This is a genomic window from Dyadobacter sp. SRI_021, assembly GCF_057586235.1.
On sequence record NZ_JBYCZM010000001.1, the window covers coordinates 1252926 to 1278861 of the forward strand.

Below are 25936 nucleotides of genomic sequence, written 5' to 3' on the forward strand. Positions count from 1 at the left end.
TAAGTTATATTTCGCAGAAGCACTATTTAAAGATACTTCATATTGCAAAAAGAGGCAATGTAGATATTTTATACTTCTGCAAGGCAAGCCTTTCCCCGGTTGTTTGCTGAATGACGTTTTCCGGCTGCTCAATGCCGCTTTTGGCGCCGCGACGTTTTACTATCTTTATCCTATTCATCACAAACCCAATGATTCGCAAGATGAAAATAGCGTACACCTCCGGTTACTATCTGATCATCACCATTATTATATCATTAACTATGCACACTTACGGACAAGACCCGGTTAAGAATTACAATGCAGAATGGAAAAAGGCCGATGAGCTCATGGGTAAGGGGCTTGATAAGGATGCGCTCCAACAAGTGAAGAAAATATACGGCCTCGCGAAGCAGGAAAAGCAGGACGCACAAGTCATTAAAGCGGCTGTGTATATGACCCAATTGCAGACTGAAAACCGAGAAAACAATTCCATCGCGTCTGTTAAAGAACTGGAACAGGAAATGGCAGCAAGTACCGGTCCCACCCGCTCGATTCTAACAAGTCTCGTCGCATCGGAATATTACACATATTACCAGACTTTCCGCTGGCAATTGTACAACCGGACCACCACCGTGGCCTTCGATAAAAAAGACATTGCCACCTGGGGAACCGAGGATTTTCACCAAAAAATAGGCGCATTGTTTCTCGAATCCATACGGGAAGAAGCGATTTTAAAGAAAACAAGGCTGGACATTTACGACGCGATCATTACCAAAGGCAATATGCGCCAGCTACGCCCGACGTTGTTTGATTTACTCGCATTCCGGGCATTGGCGTACTTCTCTTCAGATGAACGAAACGTCAAAAAGCCGGCATATGCATTTGAAATCAATACGGCGTCCGCATTCGATCCGGCGGCGGATTTTATACACAGGAAATTTGAAACTAAGGACTCCGCTTCGCTGGAACATTACGCATTGCTGCTCTATCAGAAGCTGATTGCATTTCACATCGAAGACAAAGATCCGGGTGCGTTGATCGATGTGGATCTGGCGAGGTTGCAGTATGTCAGACAAAAATCGGTGCATCCCGATAAAGACGACCTCTATTTTATGGCCGTAGGACATATAGCAGATCAGTACCAAACGACACCGGCCGCTGCACAAGCCTGGTATCTCAAAGCGGCCTGGCTCAATGAAAAAGCGGATCAATACAAGCCGGGCAGGGATTCGGCCGGGCAATTCGAGCGGGTAAAGGCATTGGAAATCTGCCGGCAGGTAATGCGCGACAATCCCGATACGGAAGGCGGTGTGAATGCATTCAATCTTTCCAAAACGATTACCCGCCAAAACCTTGCATTGTCGGTAGAAATGGTCAACAGCATTGCCAAGCCATTCCGGGTGCTGGTCAAATACCGGAACTTCAACAAACTGTATTTCCGGGTGATCAAACTCAATGAGTTCTTGCGGAAAAAACTCGAAGATGATCAGCAGAACACAAAATGGGCGACATTAGCCACCGCAAAGTCTGAGAAGTCGTGGGAGCAGCCTCTTTTGGATAAACAAGATTACCAAGAGCATTCTGTGGAAGCGAAGGTCGACGGCCTGCCATCCGGCGAATACATTTTGCTAACCAGTACCGCGCCGGATTTCCGGCAGACCAACGCATTAACCGGAGCAGCTATATTTTATGTTTCCGACATCAGTTTCATTCAAAAAGGGGATGATTTCTTTCTTTTGAACCGCGAAACCGGAGAGCCATTGCCCGGCGCCAAAGTGCAGCTCTGGCAGAAGCGTTATGACTACAATACAAGGAGTTATACCAAAAACAAAGGCACCCTTCTTACCGCCGACAAGGACGCTCACTTCAAACGGCACATCCGGCAAGTGAACTACGGAGAGCAGCACATGCTGGATATCACCTATGGAAACGATCGTTTGTTCGTGCAGGAAAATACGAACCGGTATTATTACAATGAAGATGTCGAACCGGCAAGCGACGAAGATAAAGAGCGTATTTACCTGTTCACCGACCGGAGCCTGTACCGCCCGGGCCAAACGGTGTATTACAAAGGCATTGTCGCAGAGGGCGACGATGTACTCCGCAGCCAGCAGGAGGAATTTACGGCAGTACTCTACAATGCAAATGCTGAACACGTTGCCGAAGCGAAACATCACGTGAACGCCTTTGGAAGTTTCTCGGGTTCGTTTGTCATCCCCGGCAATGGGTTGACAGGAAACTTCTACATTCAGGTAAGGGACAATTTTCGCGTTGATTTTCATGTGGAAGAATACAAACGTCCCCGTTTTGCAGTCGAATTCGATACGCTGAAAGCCACCTATAAGGTAAATGACACCATTAAAGTGAGCGGCAAGGCGATCGCTTATGCCGGAAACCCCATCGACGCAGCGGTAGTGAAATATCGGATCGTGCGCGCGCCGCGCTTCCCTTATGCGTGGGCGCGGAAACGCTGGTGGGTATCCGAAGAGCCGATGGAGATCGCGCATGGTGAAGCAGTTACCGACGCGTCGGGGCAGTTCCAAATAGATTTCGAGGCCATTCCGGACCGTAAAGTCGATCCAAAAACAGATCCGCTATTTGAATACACCATTCACGCGGACGTGACGGACAGCAATGGTGAAACACGGAGTGCAGAAACAGTGGTGCCAGTCGGCTATAAATCATACGTACTGAAAGCCGAAATCCCCTCCGTAATGGAAACCGGCCAATTCAAAACGTTGGCCATTCGCACTGAAAACCTTGCAGGCGCATTTGCCCCCGCCGAAGTTACTATCCGGATCTCGCGAATCACGCCTGAAAACCGGCTCATCCGGAACCGCTATTGGGAGCGGCCTGACCTTTTTGTAATGTCCAAGAGTGAATTCATTGCCAGCTTCCCGCACGACGAATACGATCGCGAAACGGAAATGGAGAATTGGGAAAAAGCAGGCTCGCCAGTGGCAAAAACTGTACAATTACAGTCCGGCAGCCCAGTGCCGGTTTCCGAGTTTAATCTTCTGGCAGGTTTCTATCAAATAGAAATCAGTAGCACGAATGCTGCTGGTGAAAAACTAACCGAGGTGAAATACACCGAACTCAAGGATTTCGGAGCGAAGAAACCTGCATACCCTCAGTACGTGGCTGCAACGGCGGCCACCGCCGCCGAGCCGGGCGAAAAAGCGTCTTATGCATTCGGCACTTCTGCTGACAAAGCATTCGTAATCAGCACCAACAGCCGCAAATCGGGCCCCGCTGGTTTTTCATTCCTTACATTCAATCAAGAGCTTAAGACATTCGACTACACGCCAAGGGAAGAAGATCGCGGCGGCTATCAAATAGATTACGCATTTGTAAAACACAACCGCATTCATACCCATACAGAAAGCATCGCGGTTCCCTGGACAAACAAGGATCTGAAAATGGAATATGTGACATTCCGCGACAAGACGCTGCCTGGCAGCAAGGAAACGTGGAAAGTTAAAATCAGTGGTTATAAAAAAGAACAAGTTGCCGCCGAAATGCTCGCAAGCATGTACGACGCCTCGCTCGACCAGTTTTACCCCCATCAATGGCGGAAGCCGTACATCTGGCCCGTACACATGGGCCTCGGCAGCTGGACCGGCAGCGGAAATTTCGACGATACGAATGCCGAGGTTATTTATGGCCATACTGAGAACTATAAGTACTTCGAAAAACGGTATGACGAACTGATTTTTAATCCTTACAAAAGAAGACTTTCAAGGAACCGAATGGCTGTAAGAGGTGCAGTTGAATTCAAAAAATCCGAAGCGACGGGCGGTGCCGCAATGCCGCAGGCCGCTCCAATAATCGCAGAAGAAATGGCCGATTCGAGTGTAATGCTCGGCGAACCTGATGCAAATGAAGTGGGGAAAGTCGGGTATGGCTTCAACAAGGGCGGGCAGCAAGCGGCCTCGGAGAAACAGTATTCCCCCGCCATCCGCACCAACTTCAACGAGACCGCATTCTTCCTGCCTGACCTAAAAACCGACAGCGAGGGCAACATTTCCTTCTCGTTCACCATGCCAGAAGCGCTCACGCGGTGGAAGTTCCAGGCGCTCGCGCATACGCAGGAACTGGTATTGGGTTACAGCAGCAAGGAGATCATCACGCAGAAAGACCTGATGGTACAGCCGAATGCACCGCGGTTCTTCCGCGAAGGTGACCGGTTCAGCTTCCCGGTGAAAGTGGTGAACCTGAGCAGCGCAATCGCAAATGGAGAAGTTTCGCTTTTGTTGTTTGACTCTGAAACGAATGAGTCGCTGGATCAGCTGTTCCACAACAACAGGTCATCGAGCCCGTTTTCAGTTGCCGCAGGGCAAAGCAGCACCACATTTTTTACACTCGAAATACCGAAAGGTTTTACCAAAATGGTCACCTGGCGGGCAGTGGCGAAAGCCGGGAACCTGTCGGATGGGGAAGAAAACACGTTGCCCGTCCTGCCAAACCGAATGCTGGTGACGGAGAGCATACCGCTATCGATGAAAGGCAGCGGCGCAAAACACTTTACGTTTGAAAAACTGCTTGCATCATCCAAATCCAAAACGCTTGCGCACCAATCTGTCACTGTCGAATACAGCAGCAACCCGGCCTGGTACGCGGTGCAGTCCCTGCCTTATTTGATGGAATATCCCTACGAATGCGCCGAGCAAACGTGGAACCGCTATTATGCCAACTCGTTGGCTTCACATATTGTAAATGCTTCACCTCGGATTGCAGAGGTATTCAAATCCTGGAAGGGTACTGATGCGCTGCAAAGTAATCTGACTAAAAACCAGGAACTGAAATCGTTATTGATCCAGGAAACTCCTTGGGTATTGGTTTCTAAAAACGAGGAAGAACAAAGACGAAATATCGCATTGTTGTTCGACCTGGCTAAAATGGAGAACGAGCTGAATGCGGCCGTCCGTAAATTACAGGAAATGCAAAGCCCTAACGGCGGTTTTGTGTGGTTCAAAGGTGGGCCCGACGATCGCTATATGACGCAGTATATTGTTACCGGCATCGGCCATTTGCAGAGAATCAATGCATTGCCTGCTTCGCAATCGGAAAACATTCAAGCAATCCTCGAAAAGGCCCTACCTTACCTAGACAAGCGCATTGAGGAGGATTATAACAGACTCGTCAAGTCCAAATCGAACCTGAAACAATATACGCCCGGCCCGGTTGAAATACAATACCTCTACGCGCGGAGTTTTTTCGCAAAAGCCATTCCGGCCACGGCACAAAAGGCATACCAATACTATCGCGAACGGGCAAGGCTTACCTGGGTTTCGCAACCCAAGCTGCTGCAAGGCATGATCGCATTGCTATGCCATCGGACGAACGACAATAAAACGGCCGGCCAGATCCTGGAATCGTTGCGGCAAACGGCTGTTAGAAATGACGAACTAGGCATGTATTGGAAGACCAATCAGCGCGGCTGGTGGTGGCATGAGGCGCCTATCGAGCGCCAGGCATTGCTTGTTGAAGCATTTCAGGAAATCAGTAATGACCAACAGACCGTTGGGGAACTGAAAACCTGGCTCCTCAAAAACAAGCAGACAAGCAGCTGGGAAAGTACCAAAGCCACAGCAGAGGCTTGTTATGCATTGCTTTTGAATGGAAGCGATTGGCTCGCTGAATCCCCGCAGGCTACGGTCCGTGTTGGGAATATCGAGGTTAGCTCTAAAGACCAAAAGACAGAGCTTGGTACCGGTTATATGAAACAAACGATCGACACCGGCATCACCCCACAGATGGGCAATATCGACGTGGTGGTCAATGGCAGTTCCGGATCCTCTCTACCCAGTGGGGGCGCCGTTTACTGGCAATATTTCGAAGATCTCGACAAGATCACATTTGCAGAGACGCCGCTAAAACTCTCCAAACAGCTATTTGTAGAAGCCAATACCGACTCTGGCCCCGTCCTCACGCCTGTACGCGAAGGCGACGCGGTGAAGGTGGGTGATAAGATTAAAGTCCGTATTGAATTGCGTGTCGACCGGGATATGGAATACGTGCATATGAAAGACATGCGGGCGTCGGGGCTGGAGCCGGTGAATGTGCTGAGCGGCTACCGCTGGCAGGGTAGCCTCGGGTACTACGAAAGCACGCGCGACGCCAGCACGAATTTCTTCTTCAATGCTTTGCGAAAAGGAACTTATGTGTTCGAATATCCGCTTTTTATTACACACGAGGGCGATTTCAGCAACGGTATCACGACGATCCAATGCATGTACGCGCCGGAGTTCACAGCCCACAGCGAGGGCGTCAGATTAAAAGTATTACCCAACAAGTAACATGCCGATACAACTTATTCAAGCGACCATCAACGATCTGGAAACCGTCAGACAAATTGGAATAGACACTTTTTATGAATCGTTCGCATCGGTCAACACCGAGGAAAACATGGCACATTACCTGAAAACAGGATTCAGTGTCGAAAAGGTCGCCTCCGAGCTGGGCAATGCGGATTCGGAATTCCATCTGGCCTACGATGGCGACGATCTGATCGGTTATCTCAAAGTAAACCACGGCCCCGCCCAAAGTGAACTGAAAGATGATACCGCGTTGGAAATCGAACGGATATATGTGCTTCGGGCATGGCAGGGGTTGAAAGTCGGGCAGTTATTGTATAACAAAGCCATCGACATCGCCCGCGAGCGTGGTTACGCGTATGTGTGGCTGGGCGTGTGGGAAGAGAATGAAAATGCGATCGGCTTTTACAAACGGAATGGCTTCACGGCGTTCGATAAACACCTTTTCACGCTCGGGGACGATATTCAGACCGACATTATGATGCGGAAGGAGCTATAAGCACATGGCACAGAAGGCATTCGAGTTACTTGACTGCCTCCTGAATTTTCAGAATTGCGCTCGCAAACGCTTCCATATCCTCCTTCTCTCCCAACATCGCATGTTGGAGAATCCATACCGCGTCGGTATCACAAGCCTGCTCTGCGACGGGGCAAAAGGTATGGCTGTAATCCGCGCTGTCCGGAATGGCGTAGCATAGGAAGGTTTTGTTCTGAAAAAGAGGCTGCTTGTACAGCGGATGCGGATAACCCTTGAAACTAGGCACACCTTCGGCCGCCAGCATCGCCGCAAATTCGCTTTTAGGCAGCCCTCCGAATTTCGTCGCATCGTATTTGAATATGTAAATATGATAGCCGTGCAGGGTGATGGTATCGTTGCGTTTCAGAGACGAAATCCCTTCAATTTTTTCCAACAAGTCATTCAAATATAAACCATTGGCATTCCTTCGCCGGGTTTGTTCTTCCAGACGTTTGAGTTGTTCTGTCAGCAGCACAGCCTGCATTTGGGTAATGCGGTAATTGCAGCCCGGATTGTAATGCTCGTACCACTGCCCGCCCTCGATCCGGCCTACGTTGCGCAGCGAATGCATCATTGCATACAATTCATCGTCGTCGGTGATGACAATGCCCCCCTCGCCCGAAGTCAGATTCTTGGACGACTGGAAACTGAAACTCCCCACGTGTCCGATCGAGCCCAGTTTTTTTCCCTTGTACTCAGCCCCGTGCCCATGCGCGGCGTCTTCGATCACTTTGACATTATGCCGTTGCGCTATGTCCATGATTGCATCCATATCGCAAGCCAACCCGCCGAAATGGACGGGAATGATCGCTTTCGTGCGCGGCGTTATCGCTGCCTCGATGGCTGCCGGGCTGATGTTGTAGGTTTCGGGATCGATATCCACAAAAACAGGCACACAGTTGCATTCGATTACCGAGGAGGCGGTGGTGATGAACGTGTAAGGCGGCACGATCACTTCGTCGCCAGGCCTCACGCCGCACGCCATCAGCGCCAGCCGGAGCGATACCGAACCATTGACGCACGTAATCGCATATTTGCTTCCACAATAATCCGCGAATGCCCGTTCAAAGCGCTCCACCTCGTCCCCGCAGTCGGGGTTACCCCATTTGCCTCCCGCGACAATTGCCGCGACTGCATTCACCTCATTTTCATTATAAATGGGCCAGGGAAATGTCTTGTCGATCGTTTTGGGGCCGCCGTTGATCGCGAGCTGATCTCTTTTGCTGCTCATGGGTCTTATGTTCCGGAAATGTCCTGTCCGTTTTTAGGGAGAATACTATTCCAAAAGCGAATCGGGCTATTTCCTCCTCAAATGGGGTATCATTATAGTCTTTTTAGGCGGCAATCCAGTATTTATCCCACAAACCCTTAGTCGCATTCCGTTCATGAATAACAGACAATTACTTTATGCCCTGCTCGTTGCAGGCATCTCATTAGGCACCGCCTGGGCCATACGCGGCCAGTTTGGACACGAGCAAGGCGCCGCATGGGCCGGTGGCATTGGCGGATTAAGCATCGTTCTCATCGCCAAGCGCAAAGACTGGTACGCTAAGGCATTTCAGCTCGCATTGGCTTCGGCCGCCGGCTGGGGCATCGGGGGCATTATCAGCTACGGAATCGTCGTCGGCTATGCACGTGGGCTCGAATTCGGGAATGTTTATTATGGATTTCTGATGCTAGGTATTATCGGCGGGCTATTCGGGCTGATAGGCGGCGGGTTATTCGGGCTTACACTCGCTTTCTCGCGTGAAAAGCCGGTACAATGGCCGCAATTGATCACCGAAATGACCGTAGGCGCCATCCTGTTTTACTACCTGCTGATCGAACAGCTCGGCTGGCTCATGACCCCTCCGCGGTCGGAAGCCTGGGCTGCCTGTTTCGGTATGACCATCGCGCTGTTCTGGTATATGATCCGTCACAAGCAGCATTCTGCCATGAGGCTGGCCGTTTTCGCCGGGCTCGGTGGCGGTTTTGGGTTCGCGTTCGGTAACTTCCTGCAAGTGATGGGTAACGTTTCCGGTATTCATTTCAATTTCTGGAATGTGATGGAATATTCGATCGGCTTTTTTGGCGGCGCAGGAATGGCCTACGGCACATTTACTTCGGAGTGGGAAACCACCGAAACGCAGGCATCCCGCTCGCGGCTGCTCGCACCTATTGTCATCCTGACGCTCATCATTCCGTTCATTGTATGGGATCAATCATTTAAAACACAAAGGCTGGTTGAAACAATCCAGAGTTTTAATCCGCTTGCCAATGCTACCCGTATTACCACTTACGTGCAGTGGGTGGCGTTGCTGCTGGTGCTTGCTTTTGCAGGTTATACCCTATTTAAATATTACGTTCGGGTAAAAACACCGTTTTGGGAGCTCCAATACGAGGATATCCAACGGTTCTTCTTCCTTAACCTCGGTCTATATACGATTTACAGCATCCTCATTACCTGCGCGTTCATGAGCCTGTACCGCATCGAACAATACCTTTACATTCTGAACATGGCCGTTCTGAGCCTTCTCGTCAAAAAAACACAAGCATCGTTCACAGATCGCGGGCTGAATATCAGCCGCTGGGCCGTCAACTTGATATTCATCGTCGCCATTTTCGCCATCCTTACCGTCGTCGCTATCACCACACACGGCGAGTTGAATGGGGCTAACAGGCGGTTTGAATAGCTCCAAACGCAAAAAAGAAAAAGAGTCATTCCGAAGATTTTCAGAATGACTCTTTTTTGGCAGTTAGCGACGTAATCCTAATTCTTTCAATTCGCGAATCACCTTCTCGGGTTCGTCGGTTTGGATGATATTAGCTCCCAACCTGGTGAGCTCTTTGAGCCTTTCACGGGCATTACCTTTTCTGATTTCCGCATCCGGCTTGCCTAATGCATTGATCCAAACCCTCGCGCCTTTCTTCCTGATCAGACTGGTAACCTCAGCAGTATAGAAATCCTCATCGATGTGGATCACTTCCGGCTTGAAGCGCGTTAATGCCGAATCTGCCATCGCCAGCGAATGAGCCCGCGGCATAAGCATGAACTTTTTCGAAGCAGCGTCTACTTTGGCGAGGATTTCATAATCGCTGTCGAAGAAGAATACAAAATCCTCTCCGCCTACTTTTTTCACCACCTCAATCACCTTTTCGATTTGGTCGGTTTTAAGGTCCAGATCGACCAAAATGCGGCCTTTTGCAATTTGCAGGGCTTCTTCCAATGTCGGGATCGTCTCTTCCGTGACTTTGCCATTGGAAACAAGGCGTAGCTTCCGGAGCGCTTCGAATGTTTGCGTTTCCAGATCGCCCTTACCGGTGGTGGTACGATCCACTTTGCCGTCGTGCATGAGCATTGGAATACCGTCCTTACTCACTTTCACATCAATTTCTATAATATCAACACCCAGTCTGATCGCCTCTCTGATCGCGGGCAGCGAATTTTCCGGCAGTTCATGATGCACGGCCCGGTGCGATGCTACCAGCACATTTTTAGAGGTTGGGCTCAAAAACTCTTTCCTGATGGGACCGACTTGCGCTTGGGTTTTAAAAACAACAGACAATAATAGAATAGCGGGTAGTAAAATGCGGGTCATTATAATTGAAATTGTTGGATACTATTTTGTAATCGTCAGCTCGTCTTTTAACTCGCCCTCGGGATTGTAACATTTATAATGCAGCGTGTTGCCCTTGATCGACACATGCTGGTAAAGCGGGCCGTCTTTGTATCTCACCACAGCATAATCCTCTTTCGGCCAGCGCTTCTGCTTTCCGGGAATGCTGATAGACATCAGGTAAATGGTACCCTTCGCCGGGCTGTCCACTTCCTGGTCATTGAACATCGGTTTCGTACGCAGGTAGTAATGCATGTGCCCACTCATGACCATATCCACATGGTATTTATCGAAAAGCGTGCACCACTCTCGCTTGATCTCGTCATAAGGCTCTTCAAAGTTGTAAGGTGGAAAATGGAACATCGCAAATTTCCATTTGGCTTTCGAATTCCTGAGCTGATTTTCAACCCAGGCGGTCTGCTGCGGCACCGAAAGCGTGGCGTCGATCATCAGAAACAATGCGTCCTGATAATGGAATGCGTAGGTCATTTCGGAGGGCTGGCCAGCAGGGCCATTTTCCGGCAGACTGAACATTTCCTTATACATCCATGCACCAAGACCATCCTGACTATCGTGATTACCAGGCACCGGCATCAATGGCCGCGTGCTGAACGTGGAACCGGCGTGTGCCCATAGCTGATCCCAATCATCTCGGTGCAGACCGGTGGTTACCAGGTCACCGGCTATGGAAAAGAATGCGGTTTCAGGATGCCGCTTGATCGACTTTTGTGCCATATCACCCCAAATAGGCGAATAATGCGTGTCGCCGAACCAGATGAACGAGAAGTCCTTCACACGGTCGGAGGCGGTCTGGAAAGACGACGTCGCCGACCATCGCGCTTGCCCGGTGCCAATCGAATAATGGTAGAGCGAGCCGGGACTCAGCCCTTTCAGCTCTGCGGTAAACCGGTTTACGAACCGGTCGTTCTGCAAAAGCCTGTCTTCCATGTTAAATGCAGAAGCATCCGTAAAAAGTGTGTCGGATGTTCCCGGCTTCCAGTACTTCACTTTACTTCTCAGCACCTTCGGACTGGTACGCCACTGGATGTTTGCGGTGGTGGCCGGATCGCCGCTCCATGTCATTACTACCTGATCGGGTTTTTCCGACGAAGGTGTTGAGGTTCTTCGGAATGCATTCACTAAGTGCGCTTCACGTGCGCGCCCCCGTACGGTTGTGAAGAGTGTCTGGCCTTTCAGTTCTTCCGGGACTTCGGTTAATACGAGGCTGTCCCAATCATGATAAGTAAATGCTCCTTTCTCTATCGTACTTAATGCATATTGAGCAGGCACCACATTCGAAACCGAGAGCTTTTCGGCCTTATTCAGTGGCGCCACGCTGATGAAATACACCGGCCTGTCTTTATCAAAACCATTGATACCAAGCCCTACGTGTCCTTTTTCGAAATCCTTTTGCCAGACTTCATAGGTATATTCTTCGTTCTTAACGAACATCTGTGTTTTCTTAAAACCGCTCTTTTGAAGCCAGAAAGGCGGCACGGCCTGGCCGGTATGCCGCATCAGCGACACCCTCACAGGAACATTCACTTCGAAAGTCCAGAAACGCGTTGCCAGTGTTTCCTTGTCGCGGTCGCTGAGTACGCTCAGGATATAGTTATCCGAAATCGTGTCCAGCTGCGTCGGTGTGAGGGTTTCATAAAACCGCGTCACGGCGCGGTCAATTACCTCTTTCACCGTTCTCTCGGGCTGTTCTCCGTCTGGCGCGAAAGACATCCAGACCAGGCATAGCAATGCCCACCGGCGCAATCTTTTGTTTTTGATCATGGCTATTCCAAGTTTCCCGTCAGTATAGATACATCTATTTCAGGGATTTACAGAACCGACTTATTATTCGTTAAAAACACCCTGGTACTCTCCGTGTACACACTACCCTGGGGCGTTTTGTATTTCAAATCCACATAAAATGCCCGGAAGCCGCTGGCCGGTAACTCAGCGGTTACCTTCACATTGGATTTCTGGCTAATTTTCAAACTCCGGGCTGTCCAGGTATCATTCCGCAAATCCTGGTCCGGCGAATTGGCCGACCACAGGATCACGTCCACCAAGGCATCCGGCGTGGTCTTAATATCCAGATTTACCTTCCGGTTGGCCACCGACTGGCTCCATTTGCATTCGGTATAAGGCCGTTTGTTAATCGTTGCGCCGAAGAATGCGCTCAGTGCTTCCATCGCTTGCTTGCCGTCGCCGAGGTCGTGGCCTGCATTGGGCACGTAATGCAGCATGTTTTTCCCCGGAATCTTATCGAGGTAATTTTTGATATTGTCTACCACCCAATATTCATCGTTCGTTCCCATAAAGATCATTTTCGGCATCGTCAGTTTGGCACGGTATGAGTAGGGGTCGATCATGGCCGTAATGGCCTGGCCGTCGGGCGAGCCAGTCGATTGCGGAATACCCAGTTTTACGTAATCCTCGATCTGGACACTGTAATCGCCCCATGATTTGATCTGATAGTCCAGACTTACCGGCATATTCAGCACATCGATCACCATCGGTGCGATCGCCTCCACGCGCTGGTCGCTTGCGCCTGTGAGCCAGGTTGTCCATCCCCGCTTTGAAGCGCCTGTTACTACGAAGCCATTCACGGTGTGCTTCAATTCCTTTTGAGAAAACTGCTGCACCGCATCCATCGCCTTCACCGCACTTTTGACCATCGGAAAGAGCAGCGGCCAGGTATAGTCCTTATCTTTTTTAAAGTTGTGCAGCGTGTAGGAAATCAATGCATCCTCGGTCAGATCGCCGAAGAACGGCTGGTTGGGCGTCTGTTTCAGCAATGCCACGATGGCCTGGTTGGTTGTAGCCACCGCTCCGAGCGATCCGTACATTTTTTCATCCTTTTTGCTGTTCCAATTGGGCTGTTCGTTGGTATTGGAACCGCCCGTGATAAAGAGCAGCGCGTCGTCGTGCCGGTTTTCTCTCGGTACGATCAACGTCAGCTGGTGCGTCCAGGTGAACTCCCGCCATTTCTGAGAGGTCAGCAGGATCTGGTAAAATGTTAGGTCGTCGCGTTTGAATGTCTCTTTCAACTCCCATTTAAAGGTCTTGTCGCCATTGTTGAGGTAACTCTCCAGGGCGTTTTCCGGCGTCACTTTCTGCGCGTTCGCAAAAACGATCGCTACGAGGGTCAGCAACACGGACTTAACGGCTATTTTCAAAAACATGATCACTCGTATTAGGGTTAAAGATCGATTTACTTGCCCGCCGCGGCGGCGGTCTGCACAGACGCAGCGGGGCTGTCTTTTATTAATTTCAATGCCTGTTCCATATAAATTTCACCGGTCATTTCGCCCAGGCTTGTCCGGCTCACGTACTCATACCGTTTAAAACTGTTGAAATCGACTTTGGTGAGCATATAGCCAAAGGCATCGTTTGTCAGTCCAAAGAGAAACGGCTGTTTGGTATTCATATGCCTTTTAACATAGTAGCCGATATTGGGCAATGCCTCTCCCGGGACCGTCAGCACCTGGGCGGTGCCGATATTGAGCAGGTTAAGCTGCGTCGCAATGCGGTTATCGCCGGCCATTTCATTTTTAATGGGTGATTTTTGAAGGATAAAACGCATAATCTCCGAATCCACCGAAAACTCAATCCTTCGGGAAACGCAATAAATGTCAGGGTTTTCCTGCACCGCCGCGTCCTTCACGATCCGCATCGCCTCGTCGGCCAGCAGTTCGCCAATCCTTTTGCATTCATTCCAATCATTGGCTTCCTTCCCGTTTTCGAGGCGGTTGTCGGCGGTTACCATGCCGCCCTGCGCACCGTTCATAAAAATGGCGGTCCCTCCACCTTGCGATTCAATGCGATCGTATAACGGCCCGCAAAGGTCCGGGCTCAGAATTCCCCTTCCCGACCCGATCACTTCGGGATGAATGGCGTAATTCACGAGCGTGGCAATGGGTTTCCCTTTGTTCGCCCCCGCACTGGCAACCGCCTGGATCACGCCGCAACGGGGATCGTAAAGCTGGTCTGCATAATAGTTGTACGCGATCTTGCCTTTCGCATCGGCTACTGCTATTTTCAATGAAGCATCTTCCAGTTTCTCAACGGCCTCGTTCACGGCGTCGGCAATTTGCTGAACACAACGGTCGAGGTAGGCCATATCGGCAAACGACTCCCCTTTCTCATTGGGAAAGCCATAAGCATCAGGCCCGCTATGCGTATGCGTGGCGCCTATGAGCACGTTGTCGGGCGCGATGCCCTTGATCAGTTTCCGCGATTTGTTGCCCAATGCAGCCGGCCAGCCCAGGTTATCCACATTCACAACAGCAATCCTTACCGCCCCTTTCTCCATGACAAATGCCCTCGCATATAACTCCCCGTTCTTTTGCGTGGCTTTTTTAGGAGTACCAATCCCCCCGGAGACTGGCAAAAGCGGATCGGGCGTGATCACCCGCACAGCTGCCGCAGCCCTGAAATGCTGTCCGAATGCGACCTTGCTCAGGCACAGACATAAAAAGCAAATGAGAATGTTCCTCGCTTTCATTTTTGGGAGTGGTTTACCTGTTAAAACTAAACCGGAACTGAGGGATAGCCCCGACAGCCCCGGTTTTAAATACTCACCTTAAAACAAATATGACTACCACGGCTTGCCGGTTCCTTGCAAAAGCCATTGTTTAGACCATGCGCTGTTGCCGTTGTCGGCCTGCGAATAGTTGGTCACTTCCAGCTTGCTTACGGCAGCTTCCGCATTCGTTTTGTTGATACGCAGTTCATCCTGCATGTAATAGAAGCGTACTGGCAACACTTCGCGCTTAGCCGCAGGGCCGGCTTTCAAAGCAGGCAGGCCGGTCCGACGGAAATCGAACCACGCTTCGGTGGCAGCCGTCCAGCTGGCGATCCATTTCTGTTCGAGCACTTGTTTCAATGTATTGTCGAAAGCCACACCCGGTGTCGCAATGTAAGCGGCATACTTATCGCCTACTGTCCAGGTTGTCATCGAAGCCTTTATTCCGGCTTCGTAACGGTCTTTCGCTACACCGGCGGCCCAGCCTTTCAATGCGGCTTCGGCGAGAATGAAGTTCACTTCCGCAGCCGATATCAGCCGTGCGCGGAGCAACGGGCCTTTTGCTGCTTTGTAAATGTTATTCAGAAACGATACGTGCGGATTGAAGGATGTCTGGCCCGGCGTCGGGTTCAGGTTATAAGCTGACGGCAATGCTGAGAAACTCGGCGGCAAGCCAACGTATTCCGGATCCGTATCAACCAGTGTATTCTTCACTTTGTCCGGCGAAAGAATCCGCTTGCCATCCACGATTTTATCGGTTCCGGCTGGCTGTGTCGGATCTACTACCAATGGAATTTCAACCTTGTTGGCCCAGATTCCCAGGCGCGGGTCTTTCAATGTCTGCAATCTTTCTACCAGTGTAGCGCACATTTTAATGCGGCGGTAGTTGCTGCCGCTGGCGTCGGTCACGGTGTTGGCCGGCCACGAATCCGCTTCACTGTTTCCCGGGAAGCCCATGGTGGCATCATCAGCATTAGAAGTGATGATAGGATAATTTGCTGCATTGGCTACGATTTTCTCGATACCTGCCTTGGCAATATCAGGCTGCTTGGCCGAAATCCGCATGTAGTAGCGAAGCAAAAGCGAATTGGCCATCTTACGCCATTTGGCAGGATCTCCGCCATAGTAAACGTCTACATTGTCGACAATACCTTCATATTCGGCTTTCGATTTCGAAAGCAGCCCGTTTGCTTTTTCCAGGTCGGCGATGATCCCCGCGTAAATCTTATCCTGACTATCGAACGACGGTAGAATGTCGGCTGTCGAACCTGCTTCGCCTTTCAGCGCACTTGTGTAAGGTGCGTCGCCCCAGAGATCGGTAATCAGGCCGAACATGAACGATTTCATTACTAAGGTAACCCCCTGATGAAACTCGTAATTCGCTGCCACTGACCGTTGATACACGAGATCATTGTTGCGCAGTACATCGTAATAGGCATTCCAGCTCTGGTCCCCGCCCCAGTCGTAGTCGTTATGCCCGCTCGACCATGCGTCTTTCTGCGTATGCTGCACTACGCCCGCGATGTCCTGGTACCCCAGGTTGACGTACAACTTCGCAGCCTCCGTCAAAACGGTCGGCAACACCAGGTTAGGATTTACCGTTTCCGGGGCTACCCCATTCGGGTTTTCATTGAGCTCCGTCAGGTCTTTACAGGAAAAGACCATGCATGCCAGCAGCAGCGGTATGATGACGAATTTGTTATGAAGCTTTTTCATGAGTTTATTTATATTAAATAGACTATATGATTCTATATCAGAAAGTTAAACCAAGCTTAAAACCAACAGGTATCACCCACGGAGTTACGTTGTAACGCTCGATGCCCTGCTTGAACTGGGTACCAGCCTGCGCGCCCGACTCTTGCTGGAATGCCTGCTCGGGGTCAATACCGATTTTAGCTTTGGTCCAAAGAATGATGTTGCGGCTGTAAACGGCGATGTTGGCATTTTGCAAGCCCAGGCGTTTTACAAAAGTGGAGGGCAGGTCATATCCGAGCGACACCTCCCGCAATTTCACAAACGAAGCATCGAATGTAGCGGCACGGGTGAAATCCCAGGGGTAGTTGTCGCCGTAAGGAATGTATTTCGTACCAGGTCCGCCCAGGTTTTCAGTATACCCCGTGATTTCGCCGGCTTCGTTGTACTGCGCGATCACACCCGGGTTGAACACCGCGTAGTCGTAGGTATTCCCTCCGTATTCAAACGGGAAACCGCCATACTCTTTGGTAGGACCACCCACGATATTGAATTTGTTTCCGGTAACTACCACCTTGTTATTGTCCACGAGGTAGTTGCGCAGCTGATCGCCGGTCATGCCGTTCGGGTTGATCAGGTTATCCAGGAAGCGTTGGGATTTCAGGTCGGATTCACCGTAACGGTAAGTTTGCGACACGAAATTCCCGCCCTGACGCCAGTCGAACGACATGTTCAGTGTGAAACCTTTGTAGGACAGGGATGTTTGCAAACCCAACAAGAAGTCCGGATTGAAATTACCGATCTTGTTCCTGGTTTTAGAAGCGGAAATCGACTGCCAGGAACCGTTTTCGTCCAGAATAGGGTAGCCATAATAAGGCGAGCTTTTATCTTTCACAGTAACGAGCTCGGCATCGTAAATATCCCCGATCTGCTCGCCTACGTATGTCCATGCGCCACCTTTGGCATCGGTCCAGAGCGTGTAGAATTCAAGTCCGTCCGACAACGACTTGATCGTCGTGCGGTTTCTCGACCAGTTGGCATTGATATCCCAGCGCCAGCCATTTTTGTCGATCGGTGTGCCTCCTAACGTCAATTCAAGTCCTTTGCTCACGAGCAAACCTGCATTGATGTTTTTGGAACTGAAACCGCTGGATCCCGGAAGCTTGGTCGGGATAATCTGGTTGCGGTTCTCCACCTGGTAGTAAGTGGCAGTCAGCCGGACGCGGTTATGGTAGAGATTCAGGTCGAGCCCGTATTCATACGAAGTCGCGATCTCGGGTTTCAGATCGGGAAGCAATATCGATCCCGATTTCGACAAACGCGTAATGCCGTCCCAGGCACCTGAGTTCCCCAAAGTCGCCAGCAAGTTGTACGGCTGCGTATCGTTACCTACCTGCGCCCAGCTACCTCTTGCTTTGAGCAAGCTGATCTGATTAGGCATCCTGAACATCTCATTCAGCAACACGCTCAACGAAGCCGACGGATAGAAGTACGAACGGTTCGCTTTCGGCAACGTACTCGACCAGTCATTACGCGCGGTCAGATCGAGGTAAATCATGTCTTTAAAACCGATATTCGCCAAGCCGTAGGCGCTGAAAACAGCCCTTTTCGAGAGGTAGCTCGAATATGTGAGGTTCTGCGGTGCGATGTTCGACAGCGTATAAAGCCCCGGGATAACCAGCCCGGTACGATTTCCACTCGCCGTACTCAGATCCATGTTTTTCTGGTAACGTGTATTACCACCACCCGACACCGAGAAGCTGAAATTGTTGATATCGCGCTTGTAGCTCAGGAGGAAGTCTGCGTTGCGCTCAAATCTCGAAAGGTTGATTATCCCGTAACCGCCTCGACTGTCGTTGGTATAGCTATTGCCTATCTTCGTCTCACGCTGTTCTCGATAGGTATCGAGCGCGTAGCGACCCATCAGGCTCAAATGCGGTGTAATCTGCCAGTCAGCCTTAACATTCCCGAAAACACGGTCACGGACGAAGCTGTTGTTGACTTCGTAAGCCAGGAACCATGGGTTGTTATAATCGCCCGGGCCTTGCGACAGCTGCTGCAAGCCTTCCTGCCCCGGCACCCAGTAGTTGCGCAGATCGCGGATATCAATGTGAGGAGACACGGCATAGGCCCATTGCAGCGGGTTCGTACCGCGGTTGGTCGCCGGGCGGTTGTTGGAGTTGTTGCGGCTGATATCGACGTTCGTGCTGAGCGTCAGTTTTTTGGCCAGCTTCACCGCCGAATTGATATTCAACGAATTACGGAACAAATCCGAATTTGGGATAATACCGCGGTTGGTCATATTCGAATAGGATAGGCGGTAAGTCACCAAATCATTACTGTTTGAGATTGCTACGCCGTTGGTAGTGGTAATACCGGTGCGTACAAAGTTCTTCACATTATCCGGGTGTGAAACCAGTTCCGTCGGGATCGGTTTGCCATTTGCATCCTTCGGACTGTTCCACTGAATAGCCTTGTAGCCTTTGTCGAGTTCCGGCCCTACCCCGCCGGCAGACCCCTCGTCGATCATCAGCACACCACCTGGATACGGGTTGTTGTCCGGTGTAAAGGGAAGAATACCCGTTGCAAACTTGTGGTGCATGTTCAGGTATTTGTAAGGCTTGTCGAAGACAGTATTAGAGTTCACGGAAACTGTCATTTTTTTCGACTTACTACCGTTTTTAGTAGTAATGAGCACCACCCCGCGGCCTGCGCGCGAACCGTAAAGAGCCGCAGCATTCGGACCTTTCAGAATGGATACGTTTTCGATATCATCGGGGTTAAGGCTTGAAATGGCATTGCCATAGTCAACCCGGTTGTCGTTACCTACCTGGCTCACGTTGTTCAACGTATTGGCAATGGGCACGCCGTCGACTACGAAAAGCGGCTGGTTATCGCTGCTGAGCGACGTAGCTCCGCGGATGATCATACTTACTGACGAACCTGTGCCACCCGTGGAGCTAATTGTAACGCCCGGAACCCTGCCGGCCAGCGAGTTCAGCACATTTTCCTGTGCCACCCGGCTGATGTCTTTGCCATTCACCTCGGCCACCGAATATCCCAGTGAGCGTTTTTCTCGCGAAAGGCCCAAGGCCGTTACCACGGTTTCGTTGAGCGTTTCAACACCTTCCGCCAGCACCACGTCGATCACCGACTGATTTCCTACGATTACCTCCTGGGTTTCATGCCCGATGTAGGAAAATACAAGAACCGGCTTGGAAGCCTCGTTGACATTGATTGAATAATTACCGCCTGCGTCGGTGGAAGTACCAAGCTGGCTCCCCTTCACGACAATACTGACGCCGGGCAGCGCCGCACCGTCTATTTTGGAAGTAACTTTTCCCTTGATGGTCTTGTCGAGATTTCTCGCCGCGAATGCCGGGCCGACGAGCAAAACAGCCACGAAAATGCATAAGAGCAGCTTTCGCAGGCTAGCAGTAAAATTTGGATCCATAGTTTTTGCGTTTAAGGTGATGGGCACTGTTCATGATACTGATAAATAGAGCTTTATGTTAAAAAAATAGAAAACACAACAGACTTATATAATCCGTGTAAGCGGTATTAATAACATGGTATCAGGTGAGTAGCGGATCGCCTTCCGCGAGGTTTGCTCACGGGAAAAAACTTCTTGAAATCCTGCTCACATTACTAGAGATGGTGTCGTTTGGGCTATTCTAACGGATTTGACTTTTTATTTCTGAACAAACTATTGATAGAGGAGAGTGAGTAATTGTAAAATCTGTAATCTGCTATAATTCCTTCGGCCCGGCCTCACCGTTCGGCCGGTTTTCCTTCAATAAACGGTTGAAATAAATTTCGAGGGCGTCGGAGTAAGTTTTACCTCCTTCATCATCAGAAATCCCCGCGAGCAACTCCGCCAGTTCCTCCTCGGATATCTTATTGCTGATAAGCTTGTTAATCAAAATTTCAGCCCGGGAGAATGACATGGTGTTAGTTAGTTTTGGTATGTGACAAGGATACTCGCAAAGCTTGCGAACAGACTACTACCATGCGCGGATTTTTTTCCTCACGCCGCTTCTTTTTTGCGAGGCCCGCAGCCTCCAAATTTTCCTGCTTTTCGCCATGTGTTAACGCACCCTGTTCTGCCCTAAACTCAAACTGGCAAAATAGTGCAAGCTAATCCGCGGCTGAATAAGGAAGCTGGTCTTGGTCATGAAGCAGTAGAAGTTGGCAAAATGCCCGACTTCCACGCTAATTAGTCGCTTGTAGCTTATACCTGCATTCATTCCCAGGAAATCACTGCGGTAGCCTTTATTGACGATGCTCGCGTTAAGACCCAAAAAAGGTCGCACCTTTCCGGGGCCGAAGTAGCGTCCCAATCCCATTTCAAGCGTTCTCAACGTCTTTTTGGACAAAGTCCCGGACGGAAATCCCACGGGGAGGCCGGGCGTAAACAAAACACTGGCTTTCACATACCTGTTACGAAACTTGCGTGGAAAGTCCATCCGCAACCCAAAGCCATAGGTAGCCTTGTTGTGAATAACCATCTCCTCTCGCCAGTTCTCAATACCTCCGATGAGCTCCAAGTTGAAAATTAGCCTGTGGTTTTCTGCCAGGTATCGGATACTGTCTTTGGTAAAAAACGCATTGTACGACTTTATATACGCTTTCAAATACTTTTCCTGATATGGCGGCAGGGGTTCGCGGAACCGCTCTGCATCCGCACATAGCATCGCGAGCTGCTTTTTATATTCGTCGTAAACAACCAGGTAATTCCGATCGTTGACCGATTTGTAGAACGGATAGTAGAACAGTTCTTTCAGCTGATGCTGCTTTTCAATAAAGAAACGGGAATGCTGCGTCTGATCCAGGAACTCAAACAATGTTGCCACGCCGCCACTCACCACTTCCTGCAAAAACACCGTCGTTGAGTCCCTGGCCTCCAATGACGGTGCAAGCATATACGATTGCATGAGGCTAATATTCAATATCCCGATTTTCCTGCTCTTATAAATTTCCTTTGCCGCAACAAGTCCAAAACCAGCAATACGCTCCGCCGCGCAAGTCGATACCTCGCCATTCAGATTTTTAAACGCAATACGCTCCGGACTCGTCGCCCAACTCTCATCCCGGACAAGTCCCCATATAGTGTCTTTTTCATTAGTAATGATGTACCCATCGACAAACTTGCCCTGAGCGAAGGCTTGTGACAGTGTGATTAATTGAATTATGACGAGGTAAGTGATTATATAATGGAAGTAGTGTGTATAGTTCTTCATAATGTATGTTGAATGTGTTTTTAATAGCTACATGCGCACAGCGCGCGGCACGAGTATGAAAGTGTCTCCCGTTCCGCACTAGTTAAGCTCCGGAGTTCAACTAGTGCTATGCCGGCAAACATATACTGCTGCCGCTTGCTTGAAACTATATAATTATCAAGCAGCCCTTTTCGACCACCAAACGGCCTGATGTTCGGCGGGAACCCCTATTTTTGCTAAAATTTTATCATATTAACAGAAAGTATCGTTTCTATACCGAAACTCGGAACCGTGAAGAATGAACCCTAAGAAGTGCTGTCAGGAGATTTACTTTCTGCTTTTTATCCTGTTTTTTTCCCCTTTCGCCTCCGGCCAGACGGTCGTTGCCGACAGTGCCGGCAATGTGATCGTAGGCGACATTACGGTGGAAGGGAACCATCGTACCCGTACAGGCATCATCATGCGCGAAATGGCGATCCAGCGGGGCGATTCACTTACGACCGAAACGCTCCGGGAAAAGCTCGAAATTGACCGCAGGAAGGTGATTAATACCAACCTGTTCGTCACCGTTGACCTCCTGACCAAACCAAATCCAGACTCGGTTCATACCGACATACGCATTGTGGTGAAGGAACGCTGGTATTTTATTATGCTCCCGGTTTTCCAGCTCGCCGACCGAAATTTCAACGAGTGGTGGTACGAACGCAAGCGGGATCTTTCCAGAACCACTTACGGCGTATACCTTAGTTACGGTAATGTGACAGGACGGGCCGACAAGCTCCGTTTCCTGGCTGAATTCGGCTTCATCCCCAAGTTCGAACTAGCGTATACGTTGCCGTACATCGACAAAGCACAGAAGACGGGAATTACCGTCGGAACGTCGTATTCAATTAATAAAAATACCGCGTTCAGAACCTGGCGTGACAAGCTGCAATACCTCAGCAGCGAGGAAATCAACCGGGAACGGTTCTACACCTACGTGAGTCTGACGCGACGTAACAAGTATTATACATTCCATTCGGTGGACCTCCGGTGGAGTTACCTTACTATCTCCGACACGGTAGCAAAGCTCAACCCCAATTACCTTTTGAATGGGGATAAACGGCAACGCTATTTCCAATTGACCTACACGTACAGCTACGACAAGCGTGACAATGCGCAGTATGCATTGCAGGGCCAGACTGCCGGGTTACAAATTTCCAAAACCGGACTCCTGCCTTCCGACGACGTCAACACGCTGTACCTCTACGGATCCTATCGTAAATTCATTCCGCTTGGCAAGAAATGGTTTTTCAACACCAATGTCCGGGGACGAGTATCGTTTCCAAAGCGCCAGCCTTACACCCAAACCGTGGGCCTGGGCTATCGCAACGATCTCGTACGCGGGTATGAGCTCTATGTGATCGACGGGCAGGACTATGCATTGATCAAGAATGAATTGAAATACAGGCTTTTCTCGATCCAAAAGCATTTTTCATTCATACCTGTGAGACAATTCAACACCATTCCGCTGGCGGCCTATATCAACACTTTTGCGGATGCAGGTTATGTCAAAAACAGCTATCCGGAATTCAGCAATACCAAATTGGGCAACTCGACATTGTATGGTGCCGGGGCAGGACTGGACGTGGTGACATTCTATAATATCGTCGCGCGCTTCAATGTAACCCTGAACGGCTTGGGCGAACGCCGGTTCTTTTTTAACCTCGCAAGAGAGTTTTAACCGGAGTTCCGAAAGTGTTAAATATGTATAAATTGCAATTGACCCACAATCGAACTAGTTACAAGGCACGATAATTTCTCAACTTTAATTAACCGCATGACACAACCTCTACGATTATGAATACGCTGAAAAACGGAATCGCATTGCTGGCGATGGCATTACTCGCTTCGGCTTGCGACACTAAAACAAACGAAAAAACCGAGGCGGCGGCAGACTCGGTGGTCCTGCACGAAGCTGCTCCTGCTGACCTGAACAGCGACCAGTCGGCACTGTTGAAAACGATCCTCGGACCAGCCGAGCAGAATCCCGCCGGTGTAGTTCTGAGAGGCATTGCATTCGGTGATGCAGTTGCCAAAGTGAAGGCCACCGAAACCTTCGAGATGTTTGAAGAAACACCCGACCATCTAGGATACACTTCGGAAACGGCGCAACTGGAAACCATCGACGTGCAGTATTTTCTGACACCAGAAAAGAAGGTGAACAAGATCACGATCGACGTTTACCTGAACAGTCCGGATGCTACGAAACAGCTCTGGAATGCCAGCAAACAGTATTTTAGTGAGATCTATGCTTCCCCGAAAGAAGAAACCAAAAAGATCACCTGGAACAGCAAGACGATCAGGATGGACATGGAGGATGTTTCGGAAGGGAAAGATTATGGACTGAAATTTCAATTCTTCCCGGCCGACAAAAACGTTCTGGCCGCCAAATAACACCTATGAAAACCAAAAGATCAATTATCCTGGGCGCGTTGTGCCTTATTGCACTGAATGTTTGTGCGCAAAAATCTTCCAAAAAAGACGAGGTGATCACCATCGCTACCGACAAGGGCACGATGCGCTTCATTCTTTTCGACGAAACGCCGAAGCACAAGGCCAATTTCATAAAACTCGCCAAGGACAAATTCTATAACGGGCTCCTTTTCCACCGCGTCATCGACGACTTCATGATCCAGGGCGGCGACCCCAATTCCCGTAATGCAAAGCCCGACGAAATGCTGGGCCGCGGCGACAACGGCTATAAGATACCTGCCGAATTCAATGGAAAACTATTCCATCAAAAGGGTGCATTGGCTGCTGCGCGCGATAACAACCCTCAAAAAGAGTCCAGCGGATGCCAGTTTTATATTGTGGAAGGCCGCAAATGGAGCAAGGCCGACCTCGAAAAGCAATCTGCTCGCGCAGCACGCAAGCTGACGGACGCTCAGAAGAAAGTGTACGAGACCATCGGCGGCACACCGCACCTGGATGGTGCATATACCGTTTTCGGCCAGTTGATTGACGGTATGGACGTAATTGACAAGATCGCCTCAGTGGAGAAAGACGAGCGCGACCGCCCCGAAAAGGACATTTTGATGAAAGTGTCTGTCAAGAAGATGAAAAAGAAAAAGATTACCCGCAAATACGGCTGGAAATACGAAGCTTAAATTGGAAAAGAAAAAAATCCTGATCACTGGCTCCAACGGGTTACTGGGGCAAAAACTGGTGGAACTGCTGGTTTCAAAAGCACACATTGAAACAGTTGCCACGGCCAGGGGCGGAAACAGGTTGCCATTCAGCAAGGGATATCGCTATGTCGAAATGGACATCACCGACCCGGATGCGGTTGATCGGATACTTGACGCAGAGCGCCCCAATGTGCTGATCCACACCGCCGCAATGACGAATGTGGACCAATGCGAAGCGGAAAAAGACGCCTGCTGGAAGCTGAATGTCACCGCAACCGAGACGCTGGTAGCAGCCTGTGCGAAATACCAGATCTTTCTGGAACATGTCTCTACCGACTTCATTTTCGACGGCACTTCGGGGCCTTACCGGGAAGAAGACATTCCGAATCCTATTAGTTTTTACGGATGGAGCAAGTACGCAGCCGAAAAGGCCGTCAAATCTTCGGACATTGAGTGGGCCATTGCCCGCACCGTGCTCGTGTACGGGATCGCGCACGACATGAGCCGGAGCAACATCATCCTTTGGGTAAAAAAATCATTGGAGGAAGGCAAGGCTATCAAAGTGGTAACCGACCAATTCCGCACGCCTACGCTAGCCGAAGACCTGGCCATGGGCTGCTTTCTCATCGCGGACCAGGAGGCGAAAGGCATTTACCACATTTCCGGTAAGGATTTCCTGACTCCCTACGAAATGGCGCTCGCTACTGCCGATTACTTTGGACTCGATGCTTCTTTGATTTCCCCTACGGATGCATCGGCATTCACGCAGCCTGCCCGCAGGCCGCCTAGAACCGGTTTTAATCTAACCAAGTCGAGGAATGTGCTGGGGTACGAGCCGCATTCGTTTCGGGAAGGGATCGAGATTTTGGCGGGACAGATTTAAAGTTTTAATGCCACGAAGGCACGAAGAAACACGAAGCATAT

At 50.1% G+C, this 25936-nt stretch carries 16 protein-coding genes; 7 read left to right on the forward strand and 9 right to left on the reverse strand.

Features of this window, described 5'->3' with window-relative positions:
- The first annotated feature begins 200 nt into the window (after positions 1-200).
- Together AC2YIT_RS05145 and AC2YIT_RS05150 are read left to right on the forward strand one after the other, a co-directional pair.
- A complete protein-coding gene (locus AC2YIT_RS05145; RefSeq protein ID WP_487278447.1) occupies positions 201-6278 on the forward strand; it encodes an alpha-2-macroglobulin family protein in 6078 nt (2025 codons plus the stop codon).
- A 1-nt stretch (position 6279) separates the two neighbouring features.
- Positions 6280-6795, forward strand: coding sequence for a GNAT family N-acetyltransferase (locus AC2YIT_RS05150; protein ID WP_487278448.1), 516 nt, complete (start codon positions 6280-6282; stop codon positions 6793-6795).
- Positions 6796-6820: 25 nt separating this feature from the next.
- On the opposite strand, the gene AC2YIT_RS05155 is transcribed toward AC2YIT_RS05150, so the two are convergent.
- A complete protein-coding gene (locus AC2YIT_RS05155) occupies positions 6821-8044 on the reverse strand; it encodes a DegT/DnrJ/EryC1/StrS family aminotransferase (protein ID WP_487278449.1) in 1224 nt (407 codons plus the stop codon).
- 154 nt (positions 8045-8198) lie between these two features.
- On the opposite strand from AC2YIT_RS05155, the gene AC2YIT_RS05160 reads away from it, so the two are divergent.
- Positions 8199-9485: a hypothetical protein gene (locus tag AC2YIT_RS05160; RefSeq protein WP_487278450.1), complete on the forward strand. Its 1287-nt coding sequence runs from the start codon at positions 8199-8201 to the stop codon at positions 9483-9485.
- A 63-nt stretch (positions 9486-9548) separates the two neighbouring features.
- Here the strand turns inward: AC2YIT_RS05160 and AC2YIT_RS05165 are convergent, their stop codons facing one another.
- The 8 genes from AC2YIT_RS05165 to AC2YIT_RS05200 all read right to left on the reverse strand — a co-directional run bounded on the left by AC2YIT_RS05165 (position 9549) and on the right by AC2YIT_RS05200 (position 21863).
- Positions 9549-10391 (reverse strand): glycerophosphodiester phosphodiesterase family protein, encoded by an 843-nt coding sequence (locus AC2YIT_RS05165; protein WP_487278451.1) that lies wholly within the window; start codon positions 10389-10391, stop codon positions 9549-9551.
- 21 nt (positions 10392-10412) lie between these two features.
- Complete coding sequence (locus AC2YIT_RS05170) at positions 10413-12191, reverse strand: purple acid phosphatase family protein (RefSeq protein ID WP_487278452.1); 1779 nt, start codon at positions 12189-12191, stop codon at positions 10413-10415.
- A 47-nt stretch (positions 12192-12238) separates the two neighbouring features.
- Positions 12239-13588, reverse strand: coding sequence for a PhoPQ-activated pathogenicity-related family protein (locus AC2YIT_RS05175; protein WP_487278453.1), 1350 nt, complete (start codon positions 13586-13588; stop codon positions 12239-12241).
- A 29-nt stretch (positions 13589-13617) separates the two neighbouring features.
- Positions 13618-14910, reverse strand: coding sequence for a hypothetical protein (locus AC2YIT_RS05180; protein ID WP_487278454.1), 1293 nt, complete (start codon positions 14908-14910; stop codon positions 13618-13620).
- Positions 14911-15003: 93 nt separating this feature from the next.
- On the reverse strand, positions 15004-16647 hold the full coding sequence (locus AC2YIT_RS05185; RefSeq protein WP_430841778.1) for a SusD/RagB family nutrient-binding outer membrane lipoprotein: 1644 nt from the start codon (positions 16645-16647) through the stop codon (positions 15004-15006).
- 37 nt (positions 16648-16684) lie between these two features.
- On the reverse strand, positions 16685-20077 hold the full coding sequence (locus AC2YIT_RS05190; protein WP_430841776.1) for a SusC/RagA family TonB-linked outer membrane protein: 3393 nt from the start codon (positions 20075-20077) through the stop codon (positions 16685-16687).
- A 295-nt stretch (positions 20078-20372) separates the two neighbouring features.
- Positions 20373-20570, reverse strand: a complete 198-nt coding sequence (locus tag AC2YIT_RS05195; protein WP_430841775.1) for a hypothetical protein — start codon at positions 20568-20570, stop codon at positions 20373-20375.
- A 141-nt stretch (positions 20571-20711) separates the two neighbouring features.
- The gene (locus AC2YIT_RS05200) at positions 20712-21863 is read right to left on the reverse strand and encodes a hypothetical protein (RefSeq protein ID WP_430841773.1); all 1152 of its coding nucleotides are present in this window, start codon (positions 21861-21863) and stop codon (positions 20712-20714) included.
- 277 nt (positions 21864-22140) lie between these two features.
- Here AC2YIT_RS05200 and AC2YIT_RS05205 point away from each other — a divergent pair, with 277 nt between their 5' ends.
- The 4 genes from AC2YIT_RS05205 to rfbD all read left to right on the forward strand — a co-directional run bounded on the left by AC2YIT_RS05205 (position 22141) and on the right by rfbD (position 25895).
- The gene (locus AC2YIT_RS05205) at positions 22141-23565 is read left to right on the forward strand and encodes a BamA/TamA family outer membrane protein (RefSeq protein ID WP_430841771.1); all 1425 of its coding nucleotides are present in this window, start codon (positions 22141-22143) and stop codon (positions 23563-23565) included.
- Between the two features lie 116 nt (positions 23566-23681).
- Entirely contained in the window at positions 23682-24278 is a 597-nt protein-coding gene (locus AC2YIT_RS05210; protein WP_430841769.1) for a hypothetical protein, read from the forward strand.
- Positions 24279-24283: 5 nt separating this feature from the next.
- Positions 24284-24991, forward strand: a complete 708-nt coding sequence (locus AC2YIT_RS05215) for a peptidylprolyl isomerase (protein ID WP_430841767.1) — start codon at positions 24284-24286, stop codon at positions 24989-24991.
- Position 24992: 1 nt separating this feature from the next.
- On the forward strand, positions 24993-25895 hold the full coding sequence (gene rfbD / locus AC2YIT_RS05220) for a dTDP-4-dehydrorhamnose reductase (protein ID WP_430841765.1): 903 nt from the start codon (positions 24993-24995) through the stop codon (positions 25893-25895).
- Positions 25896-25936 lie beyond the last annotated feature (41 nt).

Excerpts from the sequence above, each read along its gene's own strand:
- AC2YIT_RS05145 (WP_487278447.1), top strand. The coding sequence starts at position 201 with ATGAAAATAGCGTACACCTCCGGTTACTATCTGATCATCACCATTATT.
- AC2YIT_RS05150 (WP_487278448.1), top strand. The coding sequence starts at position 6,280 with ATGCCGATACAACTTATTCAAGCGACCATCAACGATCTGGAAACCGTC.
- AC2YIT_RS05155 (WP_487278449.1), bottom strand. The coding sequence starts at position 8,044 with ATGAGCAGCAAAAGAGATCAGCTCGCGATCAACGGCGGCCCCAAAACG.
- AC2YIT_RS05160 (WP_487278450.1), top strand. The coding sequence starts at position 8,199 with ATGAATAACAGACAATTACTTTATGCCCTGCTCGTTGCAGGCATCTCA.
- AC2YIT_RS05165 (WP_487278451.1), bottom strand. The coding sequence starts at position 10,391 with ATGACCCGCATTTTACTACCCGCTATTCTATTATTGTCTGTTGTTTTT.
- AC2YIT_RS05170 (WP_487278452.1), bottom strand. The coding sequence starts at position 12,191 with ATGATCAAAAACAAAAGATTGCGCCGGTGGGCATTGCTATGCCTGGTC.
- AC2YIT_RS05175 (WP_487278453.1), bottom strand. The coding sequence starts at position 13,588 with ATGTTTTTGAAAATAGCCGTTAAGTCCGTGTTGCTGACCCTCGTAGCG.
- AC2YIT_RS05180 (WP_487278454.1), bottom strand. The coding sequence starts at position 14,910 with ATGAAAGCGAGGAACATTCTCATTTGCTTTTTATGTCTGTGCCTGAGC.
- AC2YIT_RS05185 (WP_430841778.1), bottom strand. The coding sequence starts at position 16,647 with ATGAAAAAGCTTCATAACAAATTCGTCATCATACCGCTGCTGCTGGCA.
- AC2YIT_RS05190 (WP_430841776.1), bottom strand. The coding sequence starts at position 20,077 with ATGGATCCAAATTTTACTGCTAGCCTGCGAAAGCTGCTCTTATGCATT.
- AC2YIT_RS05195 (WP_430841775.1), bottom strand. The coding sequence starts at position 20,570 with ATGTCATTCTCCCGGGCTGAAATTTTGATTAACAAGCTTATCAGCAAT.
- AC2YIT_RS05200 (WP_430841773.1), bottom strand. The coding sequence starts at position 21,863 with ATGAAGAACTATACACACTACTTCCATTATATAATCACTTACCTCGTC.
- AC2YIT_RS05205 (WP_430841771.1), top strand. The coding sequence starts at position 22,141 with ATGAACCCTAAGAAGTGCTGTCAGGAGATTTACTTTCTGCTTTTTATC.
- AC2YIT_RS05210 (WP_430841769.1), top strand. The coding sequence starts at position 23,682 with ATGAATACGCTGAAAAACGGAATCGCATTGCTGGCGATGGCATTACTC.
- AC2YIT_RS05215 (WP_430841767.1), top strand. The coding sequence starts at position 24,284 with ATGAAAACCAAAAGATCAATTATCCTGGGCGCGTTGTGCCTTATTGCA.